Below are 22,070 nucleotides of genomic sequence, written 5' to 3'. Positions count from 1 at the left end.
CCGTACGCTTTTCTACAAAGGCAGCTTCACCAGCACCTCATATTTCACGCCGGCTTGTATATTCTTGATGATATCACCTTCAATCCGTTGACCATCAACGTACACTTCAATCGTCTGGACAGATGCATCCTTCTTCATGTTCACGTTCAGCTCAGCCCCGCGGAACAAGCGCGTAACCGATGCCTCGTTCCAATCTTCTGGCAACTGCGGACGAACCTGAAGCCCTTGTGCGTGACCCTGCAAGCCAAACAATCCGTCGATCAGACAACGATACACCCAAGGCACCGTGCCGGTGTTAAACAGATGACTGGAGCGCCCGGCTGTACGCGGGAATTGCCGATATGCTCCCCGATAGTAATTCGGAATAAATATTGGCAATTGACCCCGCTGGAGAATATCCTCAGCATCGGGCCCCGGAATCATTTTACGCAGCAGACGATAGGCATTCTCCTTCTCACCCACCAGATACAACGCATAGATATAGAAAGCCGCCGCGTGATTGTACACTGCTCCATTCTCTGCACTTCCCGGATGCTTCTGTGTGACACGGCCTACATCTTCCCGCATCGCTGTGAAAGACGGCGCGAGCTTCTCGACACCATATGGCGTCTCCAATTGCTCCTCTACCGCACGAATTAACTTCTCCTGCTTCTCCTGATCAGCGGCACCACTCATCAGCGCCCAGCCCTGAGGATTGATAAAGATGCGCCCCTCCTGATCCTTGCTAACTCCAAACACTACATTATCATCCGTAATTCCGCGCGCATACCAGTTACCATCCCACAAATACTCATTCGCTACCGCATTGGTCTGATTGGCTTCCTGACGGAATTCCTCTACAACCTCGGCATGCCCTGCCTGTTCACAAATATCCGCCCACACCTTGAACGCATAAGCCGTCGCAATCGTCAGCCAACCTGACACGCCTTTGCCTTTGTAACCGACCATGTTCATCGGATCACACCAGTCACCCTGGTTAATATAGTTCAGTCCACGCTCATCCCGATCATGAATCAGCCAGCGCATCGCGAGATTCATATGTTCCAGTACGGAAACCTTCTGTTCACTATCTGTAAAAGGAACCTGTTCCTCCAGGATGCTATAGTCATTCGTTTCATCTAAATAGGTCTTCAAACAAACCGGAAGCCAGATACAATGATCGGTATGAGGAACCTGGTTGATATATTTCAATTCTGCGTCCGGGTGCAAAATAATACCGTCTGGCATGGCGCCGCTTATATGCTGCTGAGACAAAGCGGTCAAGAATGCAGCTCGCGCAATCTGCGGCTGAATGTAACTCATGCCCATGTTGTCTTGCAAATAATTCCGTGTCTGCGGATCGGTTGTCAGACGATTGGTTTTGCCATGATAGTACATTTGGCGAGGCAGCCAGTGATTCACCACGTTGTTCAGCCAGTTGTCCGGTGTCTCAATCTGGATGTTTCCTTGCCCTTCCGCAATATAATCAGCATATTCCTGCTCGGATGCGATGAAACCATCCTGTCCATCCTCATTCTGCTTCACAAAATAATGCTGACGGATGCCCTCAATCTCTGTCTCATCATGAGCTGGGCCAAAGATAAATCGGTATTCTTGGTCGGTTCCAGCTTCCAGCTCTACTCTGTACTGCAATGCAGCCACAGGTGTCTCATAGCGCGCATCTCCACCAGCCAGTGTCTCCAACTGAAGGGCGGAAGGATTATGAAGTCCGCCTTCGCCTTCAAAATTCTCATGATTCACTTCCCACGCGGTCGGTTTGTGATCTGCAAGCAAGTAGGTTTTGTCACTGTAGGTTTTGATTTTGCTATAATCCTGATATTTCTGATACGGCGTAATCGCCGAACAGACAATGCCCTGCAAATCTTCCACATATGAACCGGATTGGTTCATCCAGGACATATAGCCGACCGTATAATAAGGATAGATACTAAGCTTGCGTTTTCTCGAAGACAGATTGGTCACCTTCACACGCCACAGCTCCATTACATCTTCCTTTGGCAAACACAGGGACATCTCGATGCAAATGTCGTCCTGGACCACTTTCCAATGAATATCGTGTTTACCTACAGCGAACGTATAACGATCGGCCTGCTTGCGAACCGGTTCATACGGGGAGGAGAAGATTTCGCCACTTACTTCATCTTTAATGTAGATAAAACGTCCCGGATGGTGGGCATAGTATGGCTGCTCCGGTTGCATAAATGTCTTCGCTTCCAGGTTGGGCGCATACGAATATTTGGCAGGTTCGGGCTGCATAAATTGAGCCACAGCGTATCCCCGGCAATTCACATGAATCATCATCTTTTCATTCCAAAGGAATCCGGATGCCTTCGGTAAGCTTGTCGGGCTTGTCAGTTCAACATATTGATTATCTTCCGTTGCTTTAATCATCACTGAACCTCACTTTCAGATTATGGAGTCAAAAGACAGAAAACGTTTTAGGTAACTTGTATACAACTTGATTCATTATAACACGGGAACGCTTACAAAGAACTGAAAACTAAAAAAGAGCTGAGAAACTCAGCTCCGATTACGTTCCAATTGTTTTTCGATGCCAAACCTGTCGATCTGTATCCAATACTCTGCAATTCGTTCGTTTTCCACTCGGTATACCGCACTGGCAATTTCAATCACCGGGAGGTTGGTTGGGCTGTATCCGTCCACTTCGCCAACATGGGTACCCGTTTGTCTCCAGCGCACATAGACTTTATCGCCTTGCGTCAGCAAATCCTGGATTTCGAGTGAAAACTCCCCGTAAGCTTCAATCATCTCTCGCACATGATCCGCATAATCGGAAGGTGTTCGGGTCACCGTGACCTCTTCTTCAGATATCACTTGATGGGCCAGTACTTGTTCTGCCATCACGCTGCTTGCATAATCAGGATTCCTACCTGATCGTACCTCTTCAAAAAAGGTTCTGACAATCTGTTCTGCTCTCATACGCCACCCCAGTCTATTCAAATTATCCACTTATATATATAAATATGTAGTAACTCTTGTATTTTAACATGGAACCCATGCTACGGTATTACAACTGTTCTATTGTTCTACAGGACTTAAACCCTATCCTCTCACCTTGACAATGAGTCAATATGACCATAAACTAGCAAAGGATATCAGGAAATTAATAGGAGGTTTGGCCGTTAAGAGGTTCGAGTATGGGTTTTAACCATATCTGATAATCTTTCGGTGTGTAGAAACGTAGCCATTAGAGCAACTTAGAAAAACAAGAAAGCGGTGTATCATGAAACGTCTATTTTTCATTATGTTTGCGCTCACCCTGTTACTGGCTGGATGCCAGAGTAATGAACAGGAAAGCAGTCCGTCCGAGAATAATCCTACAGAAGTAGTAGAAGGTTCTACCATTTTAAGTTTGAAGCAGAAATACGGCTCTGAATCGGATAAATCGATCATGCCGATGTACAACGTAGCTCAGGATGAAGAATTTACGTTCAAGTTTAAAGCAGATTTACGTAAAAATAACCTGTCAGCTAGTGACATTATTAGTGTACATACCGATATTAAAGCACTCAAAGCAAGCGATGTATATGCCCTTCGTGATACCAATGGAAACAACGTTTCCATTAAGCCTCTTGGATGGGGCGTTTTAAGTTCAGATTCCATGATGAACAAGGATCAAAGTTCTTGGGGTGGTGCCCCAATCTATTACATTCGCCTGAATTACGATCCGGATGCTGAGAAGCTAACACTGCTTGATCAACCCATCATTATTCCATTTACAGTGAAGTCAGAGTTACCTGTACCCAACCTAAGATACGAAATTGACAAAGATAGACGGTTCAAATTGGTCTGGGACAAGGTTGAAGGTGCCACTGAATATAAAATTTATAAACGTTCCGACCTAACCAACTTTGATACAAATGTACCTCTAACTGGCGCAGAGGACGCTTTCAGTAATAGTCTGCCTCTAGATATTGCGGTAACGACAGAGACGTCTTTCAATGATTTTTTGAGAGACGGAAAGGGTGGGCTCGGCACTTATAATGAAATGATAACTACTCATCAGAACCATGGTATACGAGGAGAATATTACGTCACTGCAATCGGTGGAGGCAAAGAATCCAATTTTAGCAGAGGTGTCCCTACAGCTCCGCTTGCTTCCCAGTTACCAACATCTCTGAAAGAACAATTGTATAGGGAGAAATTAAAGAATATAGATGTACTTCCTCAGGAAACAACAGTTGAGTACAATGACGGCTCTCTAGCCCGTGAAACCATTGTCTATGATACCAAAAGCGTAGAGATTTCAGAGTTCAATGAAACGAATATTCCTTTTCATATTAAAGGAACAGCTCTGAAAAGCTACGTGCGCGTAGAGAATGTGACTCAAGCAGATTTGGACAAACTTGCTCAGCAAACCGTAGCCGATTCCAGCAACGGACTCGTAGAGCCGAAGAATGACACACCTTACGTCCCTGCACCTGATGTGCCAACCATCATCAACAATCATGATGCGCCTGAGCCTGCAACGGAAACAGAAGCAGAAGCACCGGCGGTGGAAGCTCCATCCACGGAGTCCACAACCGATTCTGCAACTTCAGAAGATAAAACTGACTCTGTATCCACCGAGGCTTCCGATGAGGCTTCCAATGAAACTTCGAGTGAAGCACCTGCTCCAGCTCCTGAAGCTGAAGAAGACAACCTGGTAGATGAGCAGAAATCCAATACACAGCAGAATGTGGAGCAAGGTAATCAGGAAACGGTTCCTGAGCCAGTGACAGGCGATGAACTGATCAATGCGGATTCCGCATTGGAAGAGGTTTTAGCCAAAAACATGATTGCTGCACAAGGCAAAATCTCGTTAAAGGCTTTTCCCGAGGCCCAAAATTTCACGACACTCTCGGATGCAGTCCTGAAAGTGATGTATCAGAATCCATTGATTCTGGGTGTGGAAGGTTTTGAATACAATTATGGCACACTTACCCTTTCGATCCATTACAATGAATCGGCAGATGGCATTCAGAAAAAGCAGAACGAGATTATTGCCAAAGCAAATGAGGTTGTTGCTTCGATCATCAAGGATGGTATGAACGAGGACGAGAAACGAAAAGCCATCTACGATTATCTGAACGATAACGCCAAGTATGATGATGCTGCCCTGGATAGTGCGGAGCAGAATAATTTCAAAACGGTCGATCCGCAGTTCAATGACTCATTTACCACATACGGAATTCTGGTCAAAGGTGTCGGCGTATGTGCCAGTTATGCTTCCGTCTACAAACTGCTTTCCGATCTGTCCGGATTGGAAAGCATCGTCGTAACAGGTGCATCCAGCGGTGTTCCTCATGCGTGGAACAAGGTCAAAATCGGGAATGAGTGGTTACACGTGGATGCCACCAATAACCTGACCAACTCCGGCATTCCTTATTTCCTGTACAATGCTAACGATGAAACGGCTGCAAGTCAGAAGACAGTCGCGGACAAGGATTATTGGCTCGACTCCGAGCTTGATCTGTTCAAAGGCGAGAGCGATGCTAATGACTATTATGTTCAAAATGATCTCGAAGTCGCTTCGCTGACGGAGTATAAAACTAAAACCGAAGCTGAGCTGAAAAATGGAGAAAAAATGATCGTTCTCCGCTTTGCTTCTCCTGTGAACTCAGATGATCTTATGAAGGCCGCAGGTGAAGCAATCACGGCAGTGGATGAGGCTCTTCTGGAAACAGCACAATTATCAACGCTGGGCAGTTATGCCATTTTGAAGCCCTAATTCAACCCTATCACAAGTCCCCTTCTGCGCTGGTAACAGCCAAAGGGGACTCTTATGTTTCCATCTATGATGGTATCAGACCAGAGCCTTGACCTTTTTTAATCTGGCAATAAAAGAAGTAATAAATTCTTTCTCTTTCGTGAGATTCCCTTTCAACTTCTCACTTATTTTTCCAAGTGTACGTACATCACGAGTGATGTTGTATTTCAGGGCAATATTTCTTAATGTAAGGTAGTTCTGTTTCAAGTCGGTGCTGCATTCCATAAAGGACACATCCGAATCAATGAGCCCTTTCTCCATTAAATAGGCCAACCGCAATTCCATAATCATCTTATGCTCGTACAGGAGATGAAAAACACGTATATCCAACGTTTCTCCGGCATGGGCTGCGTTCTCAATGTCAGTGAAAACTCGTTTAATCGCCTGCATTCCAAAATCGTACTTTTGGTCTCGTACCAGATCAAACGTTTCACTCGAGTTAAGATAATTCTCCATTCCCGAAATGATCTGCTCCACGTGAATCGCATAATTCAAATTCTGGTTTGGCTTGAGAAATCGAATTTCCGTCCAGAAGTCGTACTCACTCGACATGGTCCAGTAACCTTCCTCAAGCTCATCCAGCGAACATGATGATTGTATGAACTTGCCATCCTCCAGATTGTCAGCAATGTATATCAAATTATGCTCCAGATCATAGCCATACACGAGTAATTCATGCATGAGATGTCCTCTTTGATAAAAGTCTGTACTGGCAATATAGTAGCGGTCTGCATAGATGAATAAATAATACCCCATGTCTATTGATTCAGTGATTACATCCCGCAGCGATTTCCCCCATTTTTTTATCACCATATCCTGGGGCAGGCTGTGATAAGCAATGCCGGGACAGGTACTAAGAAGAAACTGATGTGAATCAAACGAAAAAATCCCCCATGCATGTGCGTACCTGACCTGTATGAAGTTATTGAAAATCCATGGCCACAAATCTTCGTTCATTATTGAAGTTAAAGTCCCATATGATGTGTACGTGCTTATGACAGGTTCACCTAGTTTTAGTACCTTCTTCGTCATTCCAGAATTCCTCCTTCTATACTAGGCATAGCTTGGTCATCTGAATAAGAATAATAGCCTTAAGCAACATACTCTCAGAGCTGGGAGCTTATTCTTGAATATATTACCATGTAGTGATTTCATTTAAAATAAGAACGCTTTCATTTTTTGATTTTAAAATATTTATTTTCACCCTAGGAGTATTACGACAAAAAAGAGGACACTGCACCATCATCTGGAGGCAGTATCCTCTTTGTCTACCGATATTTCTAGGAAGAATCACAGGGCATTATGGACTCACCGTACCGCCGTTGGCGTTCAGTGTTTCACCGCTTACATAACTGGATTCCTGGCTCGCCAGGAACACAAACGCAGGAGCCATCTCAGCAGGTTGTCCCGCACGACCAAGCGGTGTGTTGGAGCCAAAATCAGCGAGCTTCTCCACTGGCTGCCCACCCACAACCTGAAGGGGGGTCCATACTGGGCCTGGTGCAACGACATTAACACGGATGCCTTTACTGCCGACTTGTTGTGCCAGCGCTTTGCTGAACGTGTTAATGGCAGCCTTAGTTGTGGCATAATCCAGCAGAATCGGCGAAGGCTTGTACGCCTGAATAGAAGACGTGTTGATAATGGAGCTGCCCGGTTTCATGTGTTTCACAGCTGCTTTGCAGAGCCAGAACATGGAATAGACATTTGTTTTGAACGTTGCATCGAATTGCTCGGTGGTCAGGTCCGCGATCTGCTCGACAAACTGCTGTTTGCCCGCCACATTAGCCAGAATGTCGATCCCGCCAAGTTGTTTTACCGCAGACTCAATGAGTTCCTCGCAGTACTTCTCATCCTTCAGGTCACCTGGGATGGTGATGGCTTTACGCCCCGCTTCCTCGATCAGCTTAACCACTTCCTGAGCATCTGCTTCCTCTTCCGGTAGATAAGCCAGAACAACATCTGCACCTTCACGGGCAAACGCAATGGCTGCCGCCCGGCCGATTCCACTGTCTGCTCCGGTTACGACTGCTTTGCGTCCGGTCAGACGTCCGCTGCCCTTATAGCTTTTCTCACCCGCGTCAGGAACAGGTGTCATCTCACGTTGGAGCCCCGGCTCGTCCTGTTGCTGTTTCCACTCCGGTGTCGCCTTGGGATATTGTGTCGTCGGATCTTGCATGGTGTGCTGGTCTTGATTAGCCATGTTCAATTCCTCCTTGGTTATTTACACGATTTATCTATATAAATTGAACTAAAGAATATTTACACTTGCCACTACGATGACAGAACAACCTTCCAATCGCTGTTATCCCCAGATTTTTTTAACTGCTTTTTATAAGGGGAAAATCCAGGGATAAAGGCGAACGCTCCGCTTTTTCAGGTTATTTCTGTCCTCTCCGTTCTCGTGTAAATGTTTAGTTTAATTTATATAGACTGTGTAAATTTTAAATTTTATTTATCGAAGTTGTTTTCATAAAAGTTGCACTCTTTCCTTTGTAACCGAGATGGGTGGAATTTAAACTGAGCTCGCCAGATTTCCATAACAACTTGTCTAGAAAAAATATCCACTTACTGCCGCAAAATGAATTTGAATGATATCGTACAGCAGCTCTTCTCTCTCCTATCTTAAAACCTCCAGTAACAGGAGATTCAAGCGTAAATTCTGAGAAAATAAAAAAAGCATCCCCTGAACGACACTGGATCTCCCGAAGGTTGTCCGATGTATTCAAGGAATGCACGTATCCAATCAAACGATTGCCATAAACGTAGCACCTAAGCGTGTATCCGGGTTGAACGCCATACCGATAATGACAAGCGCCAGATATACAATGATGATGTAGTTACTGATCGGGAACCATTTGGACTTAAAGTTATGATCTCCCATCTCATGGCCCCAACGCTTTCTGAACCTGAACTGGCTCAAAGCTAGCGCGAACCATGGGACCATCCCCGGAAGAACACTTGCGCTGTAGATGTACAGGAACAGTTTGGAGTCCGGCATCAGGTAGTTCAATACCACCCCAACCAGCAGCAAGGAAATGGTGATCACGATACTGTTGCGGGGAACTCCACCTTGGGACAGCTTTTTGAAAAAGGCTGGTGCCTGTCCATTCTCCGCAAGCGTGTAAAGCATACGTCCAGCACTATAGATCCTGCTGTTACATCCCGACATCGCAGCCGTCAGTACAACAAAGTTGATAATCCCCGCAGCAGCCACGATGCCGACTTTGGCAAACGTCAGTACAAACGGGCTTCCCGTCTCGCCCACTTCATTCCAAGGGTACAATGTCACAATGACAAAGATCGCTCCCACGTAAAAGATCAGAATACGCCACACGATATTTTTGATCGCTTTACGCAACGTATGCTTCGGATTCTCCGCTTCGCCTGCCGTAATACCGACCATTTCAACGCCCTGATACGCTGCCGTTACAATACATAGTGCAAAGAGGAAACCTTTGATCCCTCCGGGGAAGAAGCCGCCATGGCTAAACAGATTTGACAGTCCAATTGGTTATCCTCCATTCCCCCAGCCGAAGAAGATGAGTCCGGTTCCGATTATGATCATCGCAACAATGGCCGTCAGGAACCCGGCAAGCGGACTAATATATTTGTGAGCAAATGTGGCGAAGGAACCGGTGACAGGCTCCTGAATCAACATTTTCCCCATAATACGCATGACAAAAAAGATAATGATTCCGGCCAGCAAATAGGCCAACAGCACCGAAGGACCTGCCCATTTAATCGTACTCGCCGATCCCATGAACAATCCAACGCCAATCCGTACCTCCGAGTGCAATCAGCTCTACATGGCGGGGCTTTAGCCCTCTAGATAGTTGCTTTGATTCCAAACGATTCTCCCCTTTTCTTGTGTACAGCTTCCTGATGTAATCTTTAAGTTTCACATTCACATTAACGCATTGCAGAATTGCTTCACCAAATTCTACGAGATGTGCCGCAGAAATACAACAAGGAATGTGAGGAAACGGATTCACTACACATATAGGTATAGGATAACCGCTTAATGAATATGGCAGTTAGATGAAGTGAGGTCTAATTGTGCAGGAGTAGAACGATGGAACAAAAAGAACCCCCTTCAACAGGAGGCTCTCTCAACGCTACTACTTATTCCTAACTATTACTTCTTCATAATGGCAGGCAGCTCATTCAACAATTCACGCATCGTATAGGCATCGCGTTTATTCCACTTTTGCTCTACTACATACACATGACCATTCTTCACTGCGGGCAGATCCATCCATATGGCTGACTTCATCAACTCGTCATTCTCCGCTGAATCTTGTCCTGCTCCGGCAGCGATCAGAAATACGTGATCCCCCGCAAACGACGGAAGATTCTCGAGTGATATCTGAGCCCACGGCAAATTCTCATCAATGGTCACTTTCTTCACCTCATCCGGAATCTTGAATCCATGGGGTGAATATAGATCACCAGCAAGTCCTGTTGTCATCACATACAGACTGCGGTTTACGTTTAGAAATACCGTGGCCGTCTCATCTGGACCGATGTTCGCACTCTTTTTGAACTCATTCCACGCCTGCTCCGATTGGGCCTCATAATCAGCCAACCATTGCTGAGCCTCTTTCTCCTTGTTCACTAGAAGACCAAGCACAGACAAACGTTCCTCCAGCGGAGCATCCACGTCTACACCAACGGTTGGCGCCACTTTAGCAATCTGGTCCAATTCATCCCCTTGAGCATGAAGCCCTGTGATGATCAGATCAGGCTGAAGCTCCACCAGCTTCTCCAGGTTCAGCGGCGCACCAAGATCTTCAATGTCCTTCACCTGATCTTCGTATATGGTGTCTGATAATAACCGCCCATCCTGACCAATCGCATCTGCTCCAAGTACCAGCATATCTCCAAAGGTTTTGTTATCATAATAAACGATCCTTTGCGGATTCGTAGGAATCTCTACCTTACGTCCCAGATAATCCACGTACTCTTTGGTTTTCGGTTTCTCGGCGGCAGCTTCAGTTTCTTTGACAGCTGTCTGTTGCGTTGTTCCCTCATTTACCGACGCACCTTCATTGCTACTACAGGCACTCAGGCCGATACTCAGCACCAGAACCGCACCAATAGACCATCCCCATCGTTTAACACTATACATGACATTCTCCCCATCCACTCTGTTTTAATGATAATCATTATCACTACCTTCTACCTATAGTAACGATCCAGCATAGGCGCATCAATGGACAATTCTAGGGCTTTTCAGACAATACTTAGCAGGAGTAACACCAAGTTATGTTCTATCTCCCCTATCGATTGGTTGAAAAAAGACAGTATTTACACTATGCTATTTCATGAGAATAATTATCAATTAGTAAGGGGATTATGGCATGAAGCTTCTATTACATACAGATCAGGAACATGAAATCTACTCGCTTAGCGAGATTGATTTTATGGAGGAACCCGTCAGCATCATGCCTTCGCAAGAGCACCGTCTCCTCATTGTCGTTTCGGGAAACTTCAGGTTCGATCTGGGGGGAGAGACCCTTACTGCCAGCGAAGAACAATGTCTTTATATTCGACCTGGAGTCAACATTGTACTAACCAGGCAGGATCATGAGCCGTTCGCCGTCTATATGTTTTCTTATCATGTAATCAAAGTTCAGGATGCGGCCGTCTGGTTCGACACAAGTCCTGCCTTTGATGGAAGTACATTGCGATCCGATCGTTCCTATTCCAGCGTGCACACCATTATTCAAGATATGATTCGTCAACGCCCCTATATCAACAAAGCAGAAAGCAATGCCTATCAACCTATGTTCCATATGTTGATGCTGTCTCTTTCTGAACAGAATACGAAAGCTCCATCTTTGGAAAATGCCAGAGATGCCGTTAAACGCACTCTTATCTATTTGCAGGAACACTACGCCGAGAAAATTAAAGTGCAGGAGCTATCCGATTTATCCGGGGTCTCCTTATGGCAATACAATGAGCTGTTCCGCTCACTGACAGACAAAACCCCGATTGAGTACTTAACCGAGATTCGTTTGAATCGGGCCAAGGAATTGCTTTTACAGACAGAAGAAACCATTGAGTCCATTGCCCATCAGGTTGGATTCAATGATCATTATTACTTTGTCAGACGGTTTCGGCAAAAGACCGGATTACCCCCACGAGAGTATGCAGCGATGTATAAGCAAAGCGACAGGGACATTCTTTTCCGTGACTCTACAGGTAGGCTGTTGGAACTCCCCAAGGAAAAATCACGTATTGTATATCTGGATCGCAATACCGTAAGTGACTTAATCGTCCTGAATTTGTTTCCAGTCGGCAGTCCCAGGTGTCTATCAGGCCAATTCATCGATACCGCCCCATTGAAAAACACAACCAAAATCAGCTTTCCACCCCAGCCTGAGGAGATTCGTAAACTGCAGCCCGACCTTATTCTCGTCGCCAACTACTACGGCATCTCTCTGGATGAGATGAATACCATTGCTCCAACCATTGTGTTGGATCGTGAGCAAACATTGGATAGCCGCTTGCGGACCTTGGGCCACATTTTCGGCAAAGAAAAAGAAGCGGAACTTTGGCTGATCCGCTATGACGCTATGGCCGAATACATGTGGAATGTGTGCAAAGATGCATTCGTACCCGGCGAAAGTGCCACAGTTCTTGTCGACGGTAATGACGGCAAACTCTATGTCATGGCCTCTCAAGGTCTCACAAACACACTGTACCATGCCAATGGATTCAGACCTCCATCTGCAGTCGCAGCATTAATAGAACAAGGCGAAGCTTTTATTGAAATTGAGGAAAAAGATCTGGAGCGTTATGTAGGTAATCGCATTTTTATTATTTCTTCAACCACAGACGATGGCATCCATGACCATGTCTCATATGAGCGCGAGATGAGCTTATTGCAATGTACTTCATGTTGCAAACTGCCTTCTATCTGTACGAAGAAAGTGTATCAGTTAAGCCAGCAATGGAATATGGAAGGTGCATTAGAACGTATGCAGGTTCTGTATGCTTTGCCAGATTTGTTGCGCAATCCTACGACGATAACTCGTGATTATAAACGAATCTAAAGATTCATAAAAAAGAGCTACCAAAAAATATCTTTGGCAGCCCTGAATTTGGTTTTTGTAATCATCCTGAAGGCAAATGAACTATCACCGTCGTCCCTTCACCCACCTGACTTCTCATTTCGACGGTTCCGTGATGGAGCATCACGATTTTTTTGACGATGGCCAGGCCCAGACCATTACCACTGATGCTGCGGTTTCGTGACAGGTCTGTTTTATAAAACCGATCAAACACATAATCAAGCTGCTCCGGCGCTATTCCAATGCCCGTATCTGTTATTGTAAAGAGAATTCCATTTGCTGACTGGTTTGTCCGTATATGAATATTCCCGCCTGCTGGTGTAAACTTGATGCTGTTCCCCAGCAGATTCATCCAAACCTGATTAAGCTGATCCCGATCCGCTGTAACTTGAATCGGTTCTGTCAATTCCAGATGAATTGGAATGCCCTTGGCTGACCATTGAGGCTCGCAAGTCACCACCACTTGCCTGATTTGCTCATCGAGGTTATACGTCATTGGATCAAACGGATGATGATCGGAATCCAGAGACGCAAGCTCCAGCAGATTATCACTAAGTCTGGATAGTCTTCCACTCTCCGTAATAATGATATCGAGGTAATAGTTACGATCAGCCTCAGCGACAAGGCTGCTGTTTTTCATCGCCATGGCAAAACCGGAAATAGAGGTCAGCGGCGTTTGAATCTCGTGAGATACATTCGAAACAAAATCCTGTCTCATCTGTTCCAACTGTTTAAGCTCACTCGCCATTTCATTAAAACTTTGCGTCAAAGCTCCCATTTCGTCCACACGTTTGGTTTGGATTTCCACATTGAAATCACCCTTCGCCAGCCGTTTGGTTGCCCGCGTCAACACCTGGATCGGTTTGACCAAATACCTTGCTGCAATCAGAATACAAAGACTTCCGATCAACAGTGCGAGCAATAACACCAGCAAGATCATCCGATTAATGATATTTTCGTTCTGCGGAGAATACTGCATAAACATGGCTTGTGGTTCCCCTTTATATGGAAAAGGAAGACCTATGAACGTCTGCTCCACCTCTCCGGGCGAACGATAAATCTGGCCCTGCAACACCATTTGAACCGCTTCTGGTGCGATTTCAACGGTCTCTGTATGGTCTAGGTCATAAAAAGTTACGTTACCCGAAACATCATATAGATGAATGGGATAGGTGGAAACTTTCACCATACTTTTGATGAACGCATCCCTGTCCTCCGGTTGCGTCTGCTCATAAAGACGGATCAGTTCCTCCCCTACAGAAATCATGTCATTCTGACCGATATGGTTTACTTCTTTTTTGAAAAGGAAGATCCCCATGAAGAAAGAGGTCAGCAAGCTGAAAACAATGACGACCAGAAACGTGCATATAATACGAACATATAAGGTTTTGATCATGTGATGACTAACCGGTAGCCCAGACTGCGAGCCGTTTCAATCTGAAAATGGTGTGCATCGCCAGCGAATTTTTCCCTTAGTCGCTTAATGTGAACATCAACCGTCCGGTCATCCCCTTCGTAGTCACTTCCCCAGATCTTGATGATTAACTGTTCCCGGGTAAATATCTGCCCAGGCTGGTTTGCCAGCATGAACAGCAATTCGAACTCTTTTAAAGGCAAATTGATTGTTTCATCTCCACGAACCACTTGAAAGCTGCGTCGATTCAGCATAATGCCTCCCAATTGAATGGTCTGGGAAGAGACAATCAGGTAACGTTTCAGCAATGCTTTTACTCTCATCACAAGTTCCAACGGATCGAAGGGCTTTGTCAAATAATCATCTGTTCCCAGCTGAAATCCCTTCACTTTCTGAGCCGATTCCCCTTTCACCGTAACCATCAGAAGGGGCATATTCAGATCCATACGCCGGATCTCCTTGCATAATTCCCAACCATCCAATCGCGGCATCATAATATCAAGGATAACCAGATCGATTGGGGATTTCCCCACGATCTCCAGTGCTTCCGCACCGTCCTTAGCTACCACAATCTCGAATCCTTCATTACGCAAAAACAAGGTAATCAGCTCACGAATATGCACATCGTCATCCACAACTAGGATTTTGGTCATATCAAATGCATGCCTCCGATATCTATCTTGTTTCTTCCACCTGGGAGGAGGTCTTCAACCAAAATGCCATCCCAGCAGGTTCCAATGATAGAAAAATAAACTCAAGATCACTGCTGCTACCATTACAAACGTATAGTGCACACGCTTCAGTAACGTCCAATATTGGTTTTTCCATGCCAGGACGCCCATGATGAGTATGGTCGCAGTCAACCCCACAAGGATAATCGGCATAAACAGATAGAGACGTAAAGATAGTGGAATATGGCTAAGCCGATCAATCAGATTCATGTTCAACACCATAAGCGTTGCGCCCAGGGTTAATAATCCCCATATTGACGTAATAGCCGACAGCCGGACTGCCCATTTCTGTGCTTTTGGCATCGCTCTGGTTTCGCGTCTGCGATAAACATATCCAGGCAATACGGTGATGAACAGAACGACCGAAACGCCGAGCAAGAGGAGCCAAAACTTCGATTGGTTCATTAACGGTGCAGGTTCCAGCGGCATTGGGTTTAACATATCCAGAAATAGATACGTGACCTTGCCCTCTGCATTGGTGCGGAACCCCATCTGATGTGTCCCTCCGACCTCCTGGAATAAATTCACGCCTATCGGAGTATATACTTGCCGATCTGCACCACTTCCAATAAACAACCGGTTATCCGAAACCTCAACATTGATTTGAGTCAGAAAACTGAAAAACTTATCGATCTTCGTGTGATTACGGCGTGTAAATTGATAAGAGCCAGCATATTTTTCCAGAGACTCCCCTAATTCGATAGAAGCTTCATTAGGCTGCTCAGTTGCATGTACAGGATAGTATCGGTCAAAAAAGGCTTGCGCCAACCCTTCTGCTGCCGTTCCACCTTCCCCTCCACTATAGGAAACAAAGATGCCCACTTTTTTGTCCGGTACAAGATAAAGCGCTGTATTAAACAGCTCATCGGCCCCTCCATGAGAGATCACACGCAGTCCATTCATATTCAACTCGTAAAAGCCCAGATCCATGGCGGGTAAACGTTCATCAAACTGGAATGCCGGAGAATGCATGAGCTTGGCTGTTTCCGGCTTGAGCATTTGTTTATCTTCATATCGCCCGTCTTGAAGATGGGCAATCATGAAATGAGCCATATCGTTCGCCGAGACGCTTCCTGATCCCGCAGGACGGAATCCTCCCTCAAACGTTGGCCGCTTGGTTACAAATTCACCATTGGCTCGAGCGTATCCAAGGACGGCATAAGGCTCTAAAGAGGCTGGAACAGGCTCTTCTACCGTAGCATAATTCATGCCCAGCGGATCAAATATATTTTTCTGTATATAGTCATTGTAGGCAATACCGCTGACTTCTTCGACGATAAGCCCCGCGAGTGAGGCGCCATAATTGGAATACGACAGCATCTCGCCTGGTGGCTTAACCCGTGCAGGCATATGTTTCGCCATCGTTTCAGCAATAGAGACGGGAAGGTTCCCCGGATCGGTAGTGATCTGATAACCTACACCGCCTTCCTCGAAGCCTGCGGTATGGGTCATGAGATGGCGCAACGTAATCGGTTCCACATAGGTTTTCGGTATTTTCACCGTTTTCAGATAGGTGTTGATGTCTGTATCAAGATCAAGCTTGCCCGCCTCAACCAATTGCATCACGGCGGTCCATGTAAACAGCTTTGTTGTCGAAGCAATTCGAAATAAGCTGGTTTTGGGATCAACAGGTTTATTTTCTTCGATGTTCGAATGTCCGTACCCTTTGGAGAGCAGAATCTTTCCATCCTTCACAATCGAAATGACTGCGCCCGGAATTTGTAAAGAACCCATCTGCACATCCATAATCCCATCAATGAACGCCGTTAACTGATCGGAATCATCCAGATTCGCTGCGGCTCCTTGCTCCAATTGACCCGAATTTAACTCCAGATTGGATACCGCTGCCGATACGGGCGCCATAGTCCCTAACCCCGTTGTCCCTAATGTAATGCCTAACAACACCAGTAACATCACTTTCCCAAAAATATTCCTTATCGACGATGACATGACCAACCTCCACCACTCCGCATATTTTTAATACCTATTCCTTACGCTTTCTTTCGAGAGCATATCAAGAACGTATGAACGGAGCGTGAACCTTTTCGTCATATTTTGCTAAATAGGATTGGGTTTAGTAAGATAGGGAAAGATTGCATTGGAAAAGGAGAAAAGACATGCCTGACTTGTTGTTAGTCTTATTTTTGTTTAACCTGTCTTTATTCCTGCTTCACGAAATGGATGCCATTAGACGATCCGAGTGGAAATTGTTTATCGTGCTAAAAGATATGGAAGATGAAAAAGCCTACAAATGCTTCACATTTGTTCACTTACCACTGTACACCGTCATACTCACACTGCTTTTTAGCTCATATCAGATGATAACGTTCTGGGTACTGGATATATTTTTTATCATTCATGCAGTACTGCACCTATTTTTCGAAAGGCACCCTCGTAATGGATTTAAGAATACATACTCCAGATCATTTATTTATCCCATGGGGATCATCGCAGCCATACATCTGGTATGTCTAATGATGTAATAAAGGGGAATAATCGATAGCGCTTCCTGGAAACAGCCTGATTTTCGGAGTTTCTATTTCGTTCTCATATCCAAGTCATTGTTGAAACGGGAAGGTCATCTGATCTTGAAATAGGATTCTGCAAAATAATAATGAGTAGGGAGGTTTGCCTATGCAACAGCCACATGCAGCACGGGTCGAATTATTCGTTTCCAACACCCAGATCATCAAAAAGTCGTTTAAGTGGCAGCATGCAATGATGCATCGTCTGGCCGCTCTGCTCTACGCAGCGGAGAATAAAATAGCGGATGGCGATGCCATCCGTCAATGTCATGAGCTGATGAAGCAAAATACGAGTCTTTTCTCGGCATTCAGGGGGAATTCGGCTATTAACATAGCCACTATGCTCTCGCTTACAACAGATCAGGAAACAAAGTTAGCGAACACCCTTCTCGTCTATGATCTGATGAAACAGTTCAAATTCCGCACCTCCGATTATCTGGTCGTTGCAGCGTATCAGATCGCTTCTCAGGTGGAACCTGTCCAATTCCAGCAGTCAGTGGAACGCGCTAAATCATTTTATGACTGCATGAAGGCTGAACACCGCTTCCTCACTGGGCAGGACGACTACATTTTTTCCGCGATGCTTGCCCTCTCCGATCTCGATGTGAATTCCGGTGCGGCACGTATGGAACAGCTATATAGCGAATTAAAACCTGAGTTCGCCTCAAGAAATAGTGTGCAGGCTTTAACACAGGTTCTGGTCCTTGGAGATGATACACTGGAGTCTACTTCTCGTGTATTGGCTTTGAATGAAGCGTTCCGTAAAAGGGATCTGCGAATGGACAAAACGTACACCCTATCCTCTCTAGGTATCCTTTCCCTCTTACCCACTGAAAGAGATACGTTAGTGGATCAGGTCGCGGAAACGTATGACTGGTTGCGTACCCAGAAGGGCTTCGGTGCCTGGTCAATCAACAAGCAGGAAGTGCTCCTTTTCTCGTCTGCTCTGGTAGCCATACAACATGTAGAGGATCTGCGCAACGGTGTTCTGACCACAACCATCTCAACTAGTATCACGAACATTATTATTGCCCAACAGGCCGCCATGGCAGCTACCGCCGCCGCATCCGCTGCGGCCGCATCATCCTCATCATCGAGTTAGAGCTCATGAAGTGGTTCATCAGGAACAAATAAGAGGCCCTCTGAGATGATCCAGAAGGCCTTCTTCTTATGAAATCAATAACGGCTACAAGTTGCTGTTGGCATCACCACTACACCAATCCTGTATCACGGAACTCCTCTATGAAGCTGCCTAACCAGTCGGAGCCATAATCTAGTGCGCCCGTATCACTTTCAATAAACGCAACATCCAGACCCATCACCCAAAATCGGCGAGCGATGATGAAAAGATCAACGGCCTCTTCATCCTGCTTGGAGAAGCTTCGAACGGAACGATAACCCGCCATGAGCGCATCCCACAATGCTGCTTTTCGCTCGTCGGATTGTCTCTTTCGAGCCTTCACCTGAGCCAGATCATAGGCACGCCAGCCGGGGGCCGCCCACTCGAAGTCGTAATGGATAAACTGTTTCCCCTGCTGAAAAGCGTTATTGTTCCCATGCATATCGCCATGGCACAGTCCAACGTCCAGGCCTTGACTGGATAAGGCAGCAATTCGTTCTTTCAACGTTTGTGTAAACGCATTCAGAAATAGTGCTGCTTCACTGCTTTTCCCGACATAATTCAAGATTCGCTCCAGCGGCTCGTCGACCAGAAACTTCGTATCCAGCTCATATCTGGGCAGCTCCGTAGCAACCTGATCCATGGCCTTATGTAATTCAGCGGCAGATTGACCAAAAGCGTAACATGACTCCTCATCTTCAAGGTTATTCTCCGTCCCATCGATGTAGCGAAACATCACGGCCACCCGTTTGCCTTCTGCCGAATCCAGCATCGTATATCCGGAATGATTCTTTTTCTCGATGTACTCTCCAATATCAGTATGTACAGTTGAACTCAGAGTACCTTTCAATGCCGACAATAAGGCCAGCTCATAACGAACATCTTCTTCCGTAATTTCAGTGCGATAGACACGCAAAATATACAAACCGTTGGACGTGCGCACCCGGTAGGTATCATTTAATCCTCGCAGCCAAAACAAACATTCTTCCCATGTTCCGATGTCATACTGCTCGCTCAGTACCCACTCCAAATACGCTGGATTGAGCACTGAACGTAAAGCGGTCGGTTGATTGAACATCATAATGCCCCTCTCGTTGGATTGAACCATGAATTGTCTCCATCAATGATGTGATTGAGCTAAAGCTCAATCTATAACATAGTCTATTTTTGTTTTATTTTCCAGATTATATCGAGGTGAACTTTTCCGTTCAGCAACGGTATCCTCTCGCGACAACACCGCACATTCACGAAAAGCAAAATGCTTGCAACCCCTACATGTCTGAACATCCAGTTGCTGTAATGCATAATTGATAGCCTCACCTGTATACTCGAACATATGCTCAGGACTGATCCGTTCAATCAATCCCGTTCTCTTTAACATTTCCAGAGGTTGCACCTGAATGCCTGAAAGCAGAACCCTTCCGCCAGATCTCTCCATATGTTTGACAACGCTGGCCAGATTAGATTCACCTGTCGTATCCATAAAGGGCACCTTACTCATACGCAACAGCAGAGTGCCCGGTCGCCGATGGATCGAATCCATGACCGACTTCTCAAACCTATCCGCTGCGCCGAAAAAAAGTGGCCCTTCAATCGTATACAGGCTTATTTGCGGACAGTCATGTCCTTCCCGAACCATGTGGGCCATGACTTTCTCATGTTTATGATCGGGATCGGGCAACACTTTGGCAACCTTCAGCATCTCACTCATCCGCTTTACAAATAAAAGAACAGCCAGAATCAATCCAACCTCTACAGCCGTCGTTAAACTTGTAAATACGGTAAGCAAAAAGGTGATGAGCAACACGAGTGAATCGCTCGTTTTGGTTTTCATGACCTGTATGAACGATCTCCGTTCACTCATATTCCAGGCAACCAGCATCAGGACCGGAGCCATACTGGCAAGAGGAATGTGGGACGCATATGGCGCAAAAAGAATAAGTACCAGCAAAACCACTACACCGTGAATAACGCCTGACAACGGCGATACTGCGCCGGATTTGATATTCGTTGCCGTACGCGCGATTGCACCTGTTGCCGGAATACCTCCGAATAGCGGCGTCACCATATTGGCGATTCCCTGCCCGATTAGCTCCCGGTTGCTGTTATGACGACTTCCGGTCATGCCATCAGCAACAACAGCAGATAACAACGATTCGATTCCGCCCAACATAGCGATGACAAAAGCGGGTTGCAGCAAGTTCACTATCCGCTCCCAAGTGATTTCCGGCACATCGAACTGAGGCAAGGAGTTAGGTATGGCACCAAAGGACGATCCGATCGTAGCAACCTGCCCTTCAAAAAAGAACGCTGCGACGATCGTCGAAAGAACCAGCCCGACCAGTGAGGCAGGCAACTTTGGTACAAATCTGGGCACAAGCAGAAGAACAGCCAGACAACTGCCTGCTGTCAGCAAACTGTATAGATTAACGGTTGAGATATGCATTCCGATTTCTTTCATATTGGACCAAAAATCCTCGTGCTTCTCAATCCCGCTTAGTCCCAGGAAATTCGCAATCTGTCCGCTAAAAATAATAACGGCTATGCCGGCTGTGAAACCGATAGTTACAGGTCTTGGAATAAACTTGATTAACGCCCCAAGCTTGAATACGCCCATAAGTACAAGCATCAATCCGGCCATCATCCCGGCGATTAGCAGATTTTCGTATCCATACTGCATTACAATTGCGAAGAGGATCGGAATGAATGCTCCCGTTGGCCCGCCAATCTGGAATCTGGACCCACCCAGCAAGGAAATGAGTATTCCCGCAATGATCGTTGTATACAAGCCATACTCGGGCTTAACTCCGGAGGCGATGGCAAACGCCATACCCAGTGGAATGGCAATGATTCCCACAATCAGGCCCGATACGAGATCCTTGTGAAAAGCAGCAGCATCATATCCTGAATATCTCCCCATCCATTTCATGTGCAATAACCTTCTTTTCTTTATATATTTGAATATTTGAATATAAATAAAAGACTACTCCCCTGTACACGTCCTGTCAATCGGATTACGCACCACTCCAGCAGAAACCTGACACAAAAAAACAAGAAGCTCCCGTCATTACTTCCGGTTACTCTTGTTTATTGTGTCAGGACTCTTTTCGAATGTCTTCCAGCATGGAAATGGCGTCGACCAGATGATTGTCAAAAATCTGTTTGGCGACCACCAGCAAGTCTTTAATCAAAGGGTCCCGCAGAGAGTAAGTGACCGTGGTCCCTTCTTTCACTCCCTGTACAACATTTTTGCTGCGCAATACAGCCAGCTGCTGTGAAACGGCAGAGCCTTCCGATCCCAGAATGCTTTGCAGTTCATTCACGTTTTTCGCTCCTTCGCTCAGCAGCTCCAGAATCTGAATCCGCATCGGGTGCGCCAATGCTTTGAAAAAATCCGCTTTAAACTGTTGTATGCTCTGATTCATACGCTA

The 22,070-nt window shown here is 45.9% G+C and carries 15 protein-coding genes and 1 pseudogene; 4 read left to right on the top strand and 12 right to left on the bottom strand.

The genetic code is table 11. From position 1 onward, the window contains the following. Positions 1-12: 12 nt before the first annotated feature. Both ACR32F_RS04060 and ACR32F_RS04055 read right to left on the bottom strand, forming a co-directional pair. Entirely contained in the window at positions 13-2,391 is a 2,379-nt protein-coding gene (locus ACR32F_RS04060) for a GH36-type glycosyl hydrolase domain-containing protein (protein WP_440116395.1), read from the bottom strand. A 129-nt stretch (positions 2,392-2,520) separates the two neighbouring features. Then, complete coding sequence (locus tag ACR32F_RS04055; RefSeq protein WP_440116393.1) at positions 2,521-2,940, bottom strand: ester cyclase; 420 nt, start codon at positions 2,938-2,940, stop codon at positions 2,521-2,523. A gap of 304 nt (positions 2,941-3,244) precedes the next feature. Between ACR32F_RS04055 and ACR32F_RS04050 the strand changes: the two genes are divergently transcribed. Continuing rightward, a complete protein-coding gene (locus ACR32F_RS04050) occupies positions 3,245-5,731 on the top strand; it encodes a transglutaminase domain-containing protein (RefSeq protein ID WP_440116391.1) in 2,487 nt (828 codons plus the stop codon). A 75-nt stretch (positions 5,732-5,806) separates the two neighbouring features. On the opposite strand, the gene ACR32F_RS04045 is transcribed toward ACR32F_RS04050, so the two are convergent. From ACR32F_RS04045 to ACR32F_RS04030, 4 genes and pseudogenes are all read right to left on the bottom strand, one after another. Beyond that, positions 5,807-6,802, bottom strand: a complete 996-nt coding sequence (locus tag ACR32F_RS04045) for a hypothetical protein (protein ID WP_440116389.1) — start codon at positions 6,800-6,802, stop codon at positions 5,807-5,809. A 268-nt stretch (positions 6,803-7,070) separates the two neighbouring features. Then, on the bottom strand, positions 7,071-7,973 hold the full coding sequence (locus ACR32F_RS04040; protein WP_440116387.1) for an SDR family oxidoreductase: 903 nt from the start codon (positions 7,971-7,973) through the stop codon (positions 7,071-7,073). Between the two features lie 543 nt (positions 7,974-8,516). Continuing rightward, positions 8,517-9,621 (bottom strand): annotated as a pseudogene (locus tag ACR32F_RS04035) (amino acid permease). 287 nt (positions 9,622-9,908) lie between these two features. After that, positions 9,909-10,901 (bottom strand): ABC transporter substrate-binding protein, encoded by a 993-nt coding sequence (locus ACR32F_RS04030; RefSeq protein ID WP_440116385.1) that lies wholly within the window; start codon positions 10,899-10,901, stop codon positions 9,909-9,911. 232 nt (positions 10,902-11,133) lie between these two features. Between ACR32F_RS04030 and ACR32F_RS04025 the strand changes: the two genes are divergently transcribed. After that, a complete protein-coding gene (locus tag ACR32F_RS04025) occupies positions 11,134-12,831 on the top strand; it encodes a helix-turn-helix domain-containing protein (RefSeq protein ID WP_440116383.1) in 1,698 nt (565 codons plus the stop codon). 61 nt (positions 12,832-12,892) lie between these two features. Here the strand turns inward: ACR32F_RS04025 and ACR32F_RS04020 are convergent, their stop codons facing one another. From ACR32F_RS04020 to ACR32F_RS04010, 3 genes are read right to left on the bottom strand one after another with little or no spacing between them, the layout of a single operon-like run. Beyond that, complete coding sequence (locus ACR32F_RS04020; RefSeq protein ID WP_440116381.1) at positions 12,893-14,245, bottom strand: sensor histidine kinase; 1,353 nt, start codon at positions 14,243-14,245, stop codon at positions 12,893-12,895. Beyond that, positions 14,242-14,916, bottom strand: a complete 675-nt coding sequence (locus ACR32F_RS04015) for a response regulator transcription factor (protein WP_440116379.1) — start codon at positions 14,914-14,916, stop codon at positions 14,242-14,244. The genes ACR32F_RS04020 and ACR32F_RS04015 overlap by 4 nt, the downstream gene beginning before the upstream one ends. 54 nt (positions 14,917-14,970) lie before the next feature. Next, the gene (locus tag ACR32F_RS04010; RefSeq protein ID WP_440116377.1) at positions 14,971-16,944 is read right to left on the bottom strand and encodes a serine hydrolase domain-containing protein; all 1,974 of its coding nucleotides are present in this window, start codon (positions 16,942-16,944) and stop codon (positions 14,971-14,973) included. A gap of 167 nt (positions 16,945-17,111) precedes the next feature. Here ACR32F_RS04010 and ACR32F_RS04005 point away from each other — a divergent pair, with 167 nt between their 5' ends. Together ACR32F_RS04005 and ACR32F_RS04000 are read left to right on the top strand one after the other, a co-directional pair. Continuing rightward, the gene (locus ACR32F_RS04005) at positions 17,112-17,477 is read left to right on the top strand and encodes a DUF6713 family protein (protein ID WP_440116375.1); all 366 of its coding nucleotides are present in this window, start codon (positions 17,112-17,114) and stop codon (positions 17,475-17,477) included. Between the two features lie 151 nt (positions 17,478-17,628). Continuing rightward, a complete protein-coding gene (locus ACR32F_RS04000; protein WP_440116373.1) occupies positions 17,629-18,621 on the top strand; it encodes a DUF4003 family protein in 993 nt (330 codons plus the stop codon). 109 nt (positions 18,622-18,730) lie between these two features. Here the strand turns inward: ACR32F_RS04000 and ACR32F_RS03995 are convergent, their stop codons facing one another. From ACR32F_RS03995 to ACR32F_RS03985, 3 genes are all read right to left on the bottom strand, one after another. After that, the gene (locus ACR32F_RS03995) at positions 18,731-19,747 is read right to left on the bottom strand and encodes a phosphotransferase enzyme family protein (protein ID WP_440116371.1); all 1,017 of its coding nucleotides are present in this window, start codon (positions 19,745-19,747) and stop codon (positions 18,731-18,733) included. Between the two features lie 36 nt (positions 19,748-19,783). Beyond that, on the bottom strand, positions 19,784-21,568 hold the full coding sequence (locus ACR32F_RS03990; protein WP_440116369.1) for a SulP family inorganic anion transporter: 1,785 nt from the start codon (positions 21,566-21,568) through the stop codon (positions 19,784-19,786). Positions 21,569-21,734: 166 nt separating this feature from the next. Continuing rightward, entirely contained in the window at positions 21,735-22,064 is a 330-nt protein-coding gene (locus ACR32F_RS03985; protein ID WP_440116366.1) for an ArsR/SmtB family transcription factor, read from the bottom strand. Between the last annotated feature and the right edge of the window lie 6 nt (positions 22,065-22,070).

It is taken from the genome of Paenibacillus hebaui, from assembly GCF_051934385.1.
Lineage (GTDB): Bacteria > Bacillota > Bacilli > Paenibacillales > Paenibacillaceae > Paenibacillus.
The sequence above is the reverse complement of the archived record's forward strand: the minus strand, read 5'-3'. Positions and strand labels throughout refer to the sequence as shown.

What these genes read in the sequence shown, in the direction of transcription:
- ACR32F_RS04060 (WP_440116395.1), bottom strand. Translation starts at nt 2,391, where the DNA reads ATGATTAAAGCAACGGAAGATAATCAATATGTTGAACTGACAAGCCCG.
- ACR32F_RS04055 (WP_440116393.1), bottom strand. Translation starts at nt 2,940, where the DNA reads ATGAGAGCAGAACAGATTGTCAGAACCTTTTTTGAAGAGGTACGATCA.
- ACR32F_RS04050 (WP_440116391.1), top strand. Translation starts at nt 3,245, where the DNA reads ATGAAACGTCTATTTTTCATTATGTTTGCGCTCACCCTGTTACTGGCT.
- ACR32F_RS04045 (WP_440116389.1), bottom strand. Translation starts at nt 6,802, where the DNA reads ATGACGAAGAAGGTACTAAAACTAGGTGAACCTGTCATAAGCACGTAC.
- ACR32F_RS04040 (WP_440116387.1), bottom strand. Translation starts at nt 7,973, where the DNA reads ATGGCTAATCAAGACCAGCACACCATGCAAGATCCGACGACACAATAT.
- ACR32F_RS04030 (WP_440116385.1), bottom strand. Translation starts at nt 10,901, where the DNA reads ATGTATAGTGTTAAACGATGGGGATGGTCTATTGGTGCGGTTCTGGTG.
- ACR32F_RS04025 (WP_440116383.1), top strand. Translation starts at nt 11,134, where the DNA reads ATGAAGCTTCTATTACATACAGATCAGGAACATGAAATCTACTCGCTT.
- ACR32F_RS04020 (WP_440116381.1), bottom strand. Translation starts at nt 14,245, where the DNA reads ATGATCAAAACCTTATATGTTCGTATTATATGCACGTTTCTGGTCGTC.
- ACR32F_RS04015 (WP_440116379.1), bottom strand. Translation starts at nt 14,916, where the DNA reads ATGACCAAAATCCTAGTTGTGGATGACGATGTGCATATTCGTGAGCTG.
- ACR32F_RS04010 (WP_440116377.1), bottom strand. Translation starts at nt 16,944, where the DNA reads ATGTCATCGTCGATAAGGAATATTTTTGGGAAAGTGATGTTACTGGTG.
- ACR32F_RS04005 (WP_440116375.1), top strand. Translation starts at nt 17,112, where the DNA reads ATGCCTGACTTGTTGTTAGTCTTATTTTTGTTTAACCTGTCTTTATTC.
- ACR32F_RS04000 (WP_440116373.1), top strand. Translation starts at nt 17,629, where the DNA reads ATGCAACAGCCACATGCAGCACGGGTCGAATTATTCGTTTCCAACACC.
- ACR32F_RS03995 (WP_440116371.1), bottom strand. Translation starts at nt 19,747, where the DNA reads ATGGTTCAATCCAACGAGAGGGGCATTATGATGTTCAATCAACCGACC.
- ACR32F_RS03990 (WP_440116369.1), bottom strand. Translation starts at nt 21,568, where the DNA reads ATGAAATGGATGGGGAGATATTCAGGATATGATGCTGCTGCTTTTCAC.
- ACR32F_RS03985 (WP_440116366.1), bottom strand. Translation starts at nt 22,064, where the DNA reads ATGAATCAGAGCATACAACAGTTTAAAGCGGATTTTTTCAAAGCATTG.